Below are 7,022 nucleotides of genomic sequence, written 5' to 3'. Positions count from 1 at the left end.
AAACCGGGCAGGTTGGCAGAGCCCGCCGACGCGGCGAGGGACCCAGAACCAACACCCCGCATGGTCCGGTCGGACACGACGAACGACATGGCCGGTCGCGCTGGCCCGTCACCACCCACAGGCCGGCCGCACCCGCGCAGCGCCAGACCCCCTACCGACTCAAGCGTCCTCGCCGCGCAGTCGCCGCAGGTGAGCGCGGCGGCCGGCTATGTAGGGTTCGATGTCCGTCACGCGGATCAGGCGGAGCTGCGTGATGTCCACGGCGGCCGATGCCTCGATGATGAGGGCTGTCTCGCCGTGGTGGCCGGCGGCCAGCCAGGTGCCGTCGGGGGCGCTCCACTGGTGGAAGTCGTGGGGCTCGTCGTCGATGGTCACGGTTGTTGGGGTGCCGGGGTCGGTGCGGAGGCGGTTTCGCAGGGTTGGGAACTGTTCCGGGTCGGTCAGGGGGAGGTGGGCTCCCATCCTGTGGCCGAGGGCGGCTTCCGTGGGGTCGTCGGTGGTCGTCTTCACGTGGATGAAGGCGCCTGTGCCCTGGCGGTCCCCGTGGGCGAGGCCGGCCGATGTCAGGCGGTCGTTCACCCAGCCCCAGTCGCCGGTCATGCGCGGGCCCGTCCAGTCGGCCACGCCGAACAGGGGCAGGGCGCCGGACTCGGCGCGGACTCGTGCGTCGCCTTCGTCCATGCGCGCCCAGAACTCCTGCGGACTCAGCTTCCCCGTTATCTTCATGCCTCCAGTGTCTGCTGCGGGCGAGTGCTTTTCTACACCGCGGCTGCTTCGGTGAAGCTGAACGTCACATAGGGACGCTCGGCGCTCGGCAATCATCAGGAGTGGCGCCTGGCCGCGAAGCCAGGCGCCGTTTTCCTCTTGAACCGGACCGATCCGATCCGGTCTGCCGGTCAGTTGTTCGCGCACACCGTCCCGTTGAGTGCGAACACCGTCGGCGCCGGGTCCTGTCCGGTGTCGGTGCCGTTGAAGCCGACGCTCGCCGTCCCGCCGGAGGCCGCGATGGTGCCGTTCCACGCGGCGTTCGCCACGGTCACCGTTGAGCCGGTCTGGCTCCACGTGCCGTTCCAGCCGCTCTGGACCGCCTCGCCGGAGTCGGGCCAGGAGAACGTGAGTGTCCAGCCGTTGACCGCGGTCGCGGCGCGGTTGGTGACGGTGATCGCGGCGCCGAAGCCGCCGGACCAGGAGCTGCTGATCGCGTAGTGCACCGCGCAGCTGGCGTTGGACGGTGGCGGCACGGTGAACGTCACCGGTGGTGAGGGCAGCGACGGATTGCCGTGGGAGTCCACTGCGACCACGTCGTAGGTGTAGGCGGCGCCGATCGTCAGGCCGCTGAGGTTCAGGGTCGTGGCGCTGGTGGTGCCGACCAGTGTGCTGCCGCCGCCGCTGCTCTGGCGGTAGACCTGGTAGTTCGCGACCGGGTACGTACCGGCCGTGGCCGGGGGCCAAGTCAGGGTGGCGACGCCGCTGCTGTTGCCAGAGGTGCTGGACGACAGACCGGACACGGTCGGTTGCCCCGGTGCGCCCGGCGCCGTCACGCCGCCCCCGCCGCTGCCGGGGACCTGCACGACGGTGAGTGTGTAGGGCGCGACCGTCACCGATGACGCAGAGCTCTGTGTAGTGCTGGTGATCGAGTTCCCGTTGTTCGCGAAGGTGAAGACGGTCGGGCTGCCTGTGGGGGTGAATCCGTTGTAGGCGAGGTTCACGGTGTAGGAGGTGCCGGGATCCTCGTTGTCGATCAGCAGATCCAGGTTCCCGCCCGCGCGGCGCACCGCGTGCACCCGGACCAGCGCGTTGGAGGACGTGCTGTTCACCATGGTGTCGCCGGGGCCGCCGAGCTTGGAGAGCATCTCGATGCCGTAGTACGGCGCGAACGGTGTCTCCACGGCCGGCTCGGTCACGCCGCTGTTGTTGCCGCCGCTGGAGAAGATGCCGTAGTCACCGTAGTCCTGCGCGCCGTTGACGATGCTCGGCGGGTTGGTGCCGGGGCCGTTGTGCTCGTCCCACCAGTCCACGTTGGACACGCCGTTCTCCAGCCACGTCATGTACATGTCGGCGGCGAACAGCGCGTTCGGCTGGGTGTCCATGTCCACGTTCGAGTTGGCCTCGGAGACGAGGATCGGCACGGAGGCCGGGTCCACCTTCGCGTACTGGCTGATCTCCGACTTGACGGTGGAGACGATCCCGGAGATCTGGCTGGTCGCGGTGAGCATCGCCGCCGCGCTGGAGCCGCCCGGGTAGTAGTGCACGATCACGCAGTCCGTCTTGGCGCCGAGCGCCGTGAGGACCGTCTGGTTCCACGGCAGCGGGCTGGTCTGGGGGTTGGTGACGTTGTCGGGCCAGCCGCCCGGCGTGGTCAGAACGGCGCAGACGTGGGCGTTGGAGCTGACCGCCTTCATCGCCGACATGTAGCTCAGGACGTTGGTCGCGTAGGTGCCGGGGCCGCAGCCGTAGGTCTGCGACGGCTCGCTGCCCACGGTCACCGGAGTGCCGGAGGACGTCTGGCAGTGCGCGTCGGTCTCCCAGTTCGCGCCGTAGGTGCCGTTGCCGTAGACCTCGTTGCCGACCTCCCAGTAGGAGACGCCGTACTTGTTGGTCACGGTGGCGTTCTGCACCCAGGAGGCGGCGAGCGCCGGCGTCCCGGTGCCGTAGTTCACCGTGATGACCGGGCTCGCCGAGGCGGCCTGCGCGGTGCCCATGAAGTTCGCGAAGCTGGTGTTCGGGGCGTCGTAGCCACCCTGCGCGACGTTGGTCTGCCAGTTGTAGATGTCGGAGTAGGAGCCGCCCGGGTAGCGCAGGGCATTGATTCCCGCCGCCTTCAGCAGGCCGGGAATCGGGGTGTCGTTCATGTTGCTGTCGTAGACGGCCGTGTTCAGGCCGATCGCGCCGCCCGGGATACTCCCGAGCCCGGCCGTGCCGTTCACCGTCACCGACACCGCGCTCGCGGCCGACGCAGCGGTCGCCTGCGGCGCCGACGCAAGGGTGCCGGTCCCGATCACGCCGGCCAGCGCGAGCAGCACGCCGACCGGCTTCCTGGGTATCTTTCCACTCACTATGCTCGCCTTCCCACCGACGTGACGGACTGTGTCGGCGGGAGCGTAGCTCTGGCGGCGCACGGCGTTGGGCGGCATGGCGGACGGCGGCGAGCAGCCGGATCGTCGAAGGAATCGAACCGGCATGTCAGAGCCCGTAGTGACGGGAAGGTACGCGGCACAGGTCAAACGCCGGTTTCACGAAAGTTTCGTGGGAGGGCCTCAGGGCACGATCACGAGCTTCCCGCGCACGCGCCCCGTCCGACTGACGTCGAACGCCGCAGCCACGTCCGTCAACCCGAACGTCTGCGCGACCTCCACGGTCAGCAGCCCCCGGTTGGCCAGGTACGCCAGCTCCGCGAGCCCCGCGCCGTCGGGTCGGACCCAGATCCACCGGCCGCCGTGCTGGGTGACGGCCGGGTCGGCGATCGACACGTGTCGGCCGCCGGGGGCCAGGACCGCGAGTGTTGTCTCCAGCTGGCCGCCGATGCAGTCCAGTACCGTGGTCACGCCGTCGGGTGCCAGCGCGCGCACGCGCTCCGTGAGGCCATCGCCGTACGCGATCGGCTCCGCGCCCAGGGCCTGCAGGAAGTCGTGGTTGCGCTCCGATGCGGTGCCGATGACGCGGGCGCCGCGCGCCCGGGCGATCTGGACCGCGATGCTGCCGACGCCGCCGGCCGCGGCGTGGATCAGCAGCGTGTCGCGTGTGCCGACGCGCAGGGCGTCCAGTGAGCGCAGGGCGGTCAGGCCGGCCAGGGGCAGGCCGCCGGCCTGGGGCCAGTCCAGGGCTGCCGGTTTGCGGGCCACGTCGCGGGCCGAGACGGTCACCAGTTGGGCGAAGGTGCCGGCCTGGACGACGTCCTTGCGGGCGTAGGCCATGACCTCGTCGCCGGCGGTGAACTCGGGGGTGTCGGGGCCTGCGGCGCGGACCACGCCGGCGACGTCCCAGCCCGGGATGGTGGGGAAGACGGTGTCCATCATCGCGTCGAGGCCGCCGGCCATGACCTTCCAGTCGACCGGGTTGACGCCGGCGGCGCGCACCTCGATCAGTACCTGCCCCGGGCCGACTTTGGGGTCGGGCACCTCGCCGACGGTCAGGCGCGAGTTGTCGGCGGAGTACCCGGAATAGGTAGCGGCTTGCATTTCTGAGCGATGTCCATCGTGCCGCGGGGCGAAACCCGGGTTACGCCGGTCGGCGTGCCGCTCGCGTTCGACACGCCGACCGGCCCCGCGTCAGGGCAGTCGGTCGAGACCGGCTTCCGCTCTCACCCCAACGTCCAGTGCTGGTTCGAGGCACCGCTGCAGGTCCACAGCTGGACCAGGGCGCCGTTGGCGGTACTGGCCCCGCTCACGTCCAGGCAGAGCCCTGACTGGACGCCGGTGACCGTGCCGTTCGAGTTGACGTTCCATTGTTGGTTCGCGCCGCCGTTGCACGACCAGGTCTCCACCTTGGTGCCCGGTGAGGTCTGGTTGTTGTACGCGTCCAGGCAGAGCGTGGTGCCGTTCATCGTGACGGTCAGCTGGCCGGACGAGGTGCGGGTCCAGGTCTGGTTCGCGCCGCCCCAGCAGTCGTAGATCTGCGGCTGCGTGCCCGGCGTGGTCGAGGAGTTGGGGACGTCCAGGCACTTGCCGGCGCCGACCGCGTGCAGCTCGCCGGTCGTGCCGCCGCCACCGCCTCCTCCTCCCCCGCCGCCACCGCCACCGCCCGACGCGTCGACGGTGATGTTGGAGTTGCCACTGCTCTGGTAGCCCTCGGTGGCCAGGATCATGTAGTTGAACTGGCCCATGTTCATGCCGTGGCTGGCCCAGGCGTCGAAGAAGTTGCCGGTGGTGATGGTCCCTCCGGTGCGCCGGCTCTGCCGGACGGCCCAGTACTGGTTGAACGTCGCGGTCCCGATGATGGAGGGAGCGTTGACCCTGGTCGTCTCGTAGATGTCGTAGGTGCCGCCGTCGCTGGTGACGGTGCCCATGTAGTTGCCGGTCGGCCGGTAGCTGCCCCAGTTGTCGGTGATGTAGTACTCGACCAGCGGGTTGGTGGTCCAGCCGTAGAGCGACAGGTAGCCGTTGCCGGAGGGGTTGAAGGTGCCGGAGTAGTTGACGGTCCGGCGCCCGCCGGTGCTCCAGCCCTCCCCGGCCACGAAGTTGCCGGCGTTGCTCCAGGAGGTGCTGTAGTTGCTGCCGGAGCCGAACGTCATGCAGGCCGACCCGCTGCCCGCGGTCCAGAACGAGTAGTAGTAGCCGTTGTTGCTACCGGTCTGGCTGTTGCAGATCGTCGAGGCGCTCGCCGTGCTCGGCATGAAGACCCCGACAGCTGCCAGCAGCGCGATACAGAGGGCTGTCACCAACCGTCTGCCACGTGTGATCATTGCCGATCCTTCCTTCTTGCGGGTTTCAGCGGGTGGAGTTCAGCAGGTGGAGTTGGTCTGCGTCGCCAGCCCGATGCGCCAGGGCAGCAGGTTGTAGCTCTGGTTCGCCGACGGGTCCTTGCCCTGGTACAGGTACTGCAGGCGGCAGGGACTGATGGTGACCGTCTGGTCGTAGCCGCTGCGGATCGCCTCGCCGCTGCTGAGGTCCTGCGTCCAGGGCGTTCCGCTGAACGTCGTGTTGGAGGCGGCCAGGAACGGGTTCGTCTGTGTGGCAGCCAGCGGGGTCCAGGAGCCGGCGAGGCTGTTGGCGGTCCAGGAGTGGAACAGCCGGTGGCCGTCGGAGCCGATGGCCTCCACGACCATCAGATAGGTGTTCGACCCGTCGACCTTGTAGACGTTGTCGGCCTCGAACATGTCGTACTTGTTCGGCGCGGAGGCGGCGATGACGGTGTTGCTCCCGTCGCCGAACCCGTTGGGGAACTGCGAGAGGGAACTCGTCGAGCGGTAGATGTGCCCGTTGTCGTCGGCGGAGAACAGGGAGCAGTTCGCCGAGTCGCAGATCACCCAGCTGTCGACCCAGTAGCCGCTGCCGATGTTCTGCTGGATGATCGAGGGGATCCCGTTGCTGTAGAAGGTGTGCGGCGCACTCCACCCGGACGGGTTGCTGATGTCGGGATTGGTCGAGTACCCGATGTTCGAACCCATCTGGTAGGTGACGTACCAGAGCTTCTGCGGGGCGAAGTAGAAGACCATCGGCGCGGTCTTGTAGCCGCCCCCGATCGGCGTCGTGTCCAGGTAGGTCAACGGCGCCGAGGCGGCTTGCGACCAGTCGCTGAAGCTGGTCTGCGCCATGCCGTAGTTCCCGTTGGAGTCCACGGTGGACAGCAGCACGTACCACCGGTTGTTGTAGGAGACGACCGACGGGTCCTTCACCGCGATGATGTTGTGCGTCGCGTCGGACTTCGGGCTGATCAGGATGCCGCTGGAGCTCCAGCGGAAGCTGCTCGGCAGCGAACCGCCGGGGCTGCTCGGAGTCGTCGAAGGACTGCTCGACGGGCTCGTCGAAGGCGTCGTCGTGGGCCCCGTCGACGGTGTCGTGGGCGGCGGCTGCGAGCCTTGGCAGGACACACCGTTGAGCGCGAAGTCCGTGGGCACGGGGTTGCTGCCGGTCCACGTCCCGTTGAAGCCCAGGCTCACAGTGCCGCCGGAGGCGATGGATCCGTTGTAGGCGGCGTTGGCGACGCTGACCTGCGCGCCGGTCTGGGTCACGGTCCCGTTCCACAGTTGGCTGACGGTCTGCGCGGCGCCGAACGACCACGTCAGCCGCCAGGACGTCACCGCGTCCCCCTCGTTGGTGACGTTGATGTTCGTGCTGAACCCGCCGGACCACTGGCTCGACACCGTGTAGACGACCTGGCAGCCGGCAGAGGCCCGGGCGGCGGTCGTCGCGACGGCCACGCCGGCGACCGCGAGGCCGGTCGCCACGACGGCGGCGAGCGCCGCGCGGCGGTCGATGAGGCTCATGGGCACACTCCTTGAAGACCCTCGGTGGAGATGGGATCACTCGACGCGGTGCCGGATGCCGCACCAGTGCGTGAAGCTGCCACTAACGCCCGGCCGC

5 protein-coding genes are annotated in these 7,022 nt (G+C 68.9%); all 5 read right to left on the bottom strand.

The genetic code is table 11. From position 1 onward, the window contains the following. Positions 1-159: 159 nt before the first annotated feature. The 5 genes from ABH935_RS48125 to ABH935_RS48105 all read right to left on the bottom strand — a co-directional run bounded on the left by ABH935_RS48125 (position 160) and on the right by ABH935_RS48105 (position 6,925). A complete protein-coding gene (locus ABH935_RS48125) occupies positions 160-726 on the bottom strand; it encodes a hypothetical protein (RefSeq protein WP_370384730.1) in 567 nt (188 codons plus the stop codon). Positions 727-896: 170 nt separating this feature from the next. After that, the gene (locus ABH935_RS48120; RefSeq protein WP_370384729.1) at positions 897-3,056 is read right to left on the bottom strand and encodes a cellulose binding domain-containing protein; all 2,160 of its coding nucleotides are present in this window, start codon (positions 3,054-3,056) and stop codon (positions 897-899) included. 201 nt (positions 3,057-3,257) lie between these two features. Beyond that, entirely contained in the window at positions 3,258-4,178 is a 921-nt protein-coding gene (locus ABH935_RS48115) for an NADP-dependent oxidoreductase (RefSeq protein ID WP_370384728.1), read from the bottom strand. A gap of 122 nt (positions 4,179-4,300) precedes the next feature. After that, entirely contained in the window at positions 4,301-5,401 is a 1,101-nt protein-coding gene (locus tag ABH935_RS48110; protein ID WP_370384727.1) for a glycoside hydrolase family 11 protein, read from the bottom strand. Positions 5,402-5,440: 39 nt separating this feature from the next. Beyond that, positions 5,441-6,925: a non-reducing end alpha-L-arabinofuranosidase family hydrolase gene (locus ABH935_RS48105; protein WP_370384726.1), complete on the bottom strand. Its 1,485-nt coding sequence runs from the start codon at positions 6,923-6,925 to the stop codon at positions 5,441-5,443. Positions 6,926-7,022: the final 97 nt, after the last annotated feature.

Origin of the sequence: Catenulispora sp. GAS73 (genome assembly GCF_041262085.1) — a bacterium.
Taxonomy (GTDB): domain Bacteria; phylum Actinomycetota; class Actinomycetes; order Streptomycetales; family Catenulisporaceae; genus Catenulispora.
Note: the sequence above shows the minus strand (reverse complement) of the source record. Positions and strands in the feature narration are given on the sequence as shown.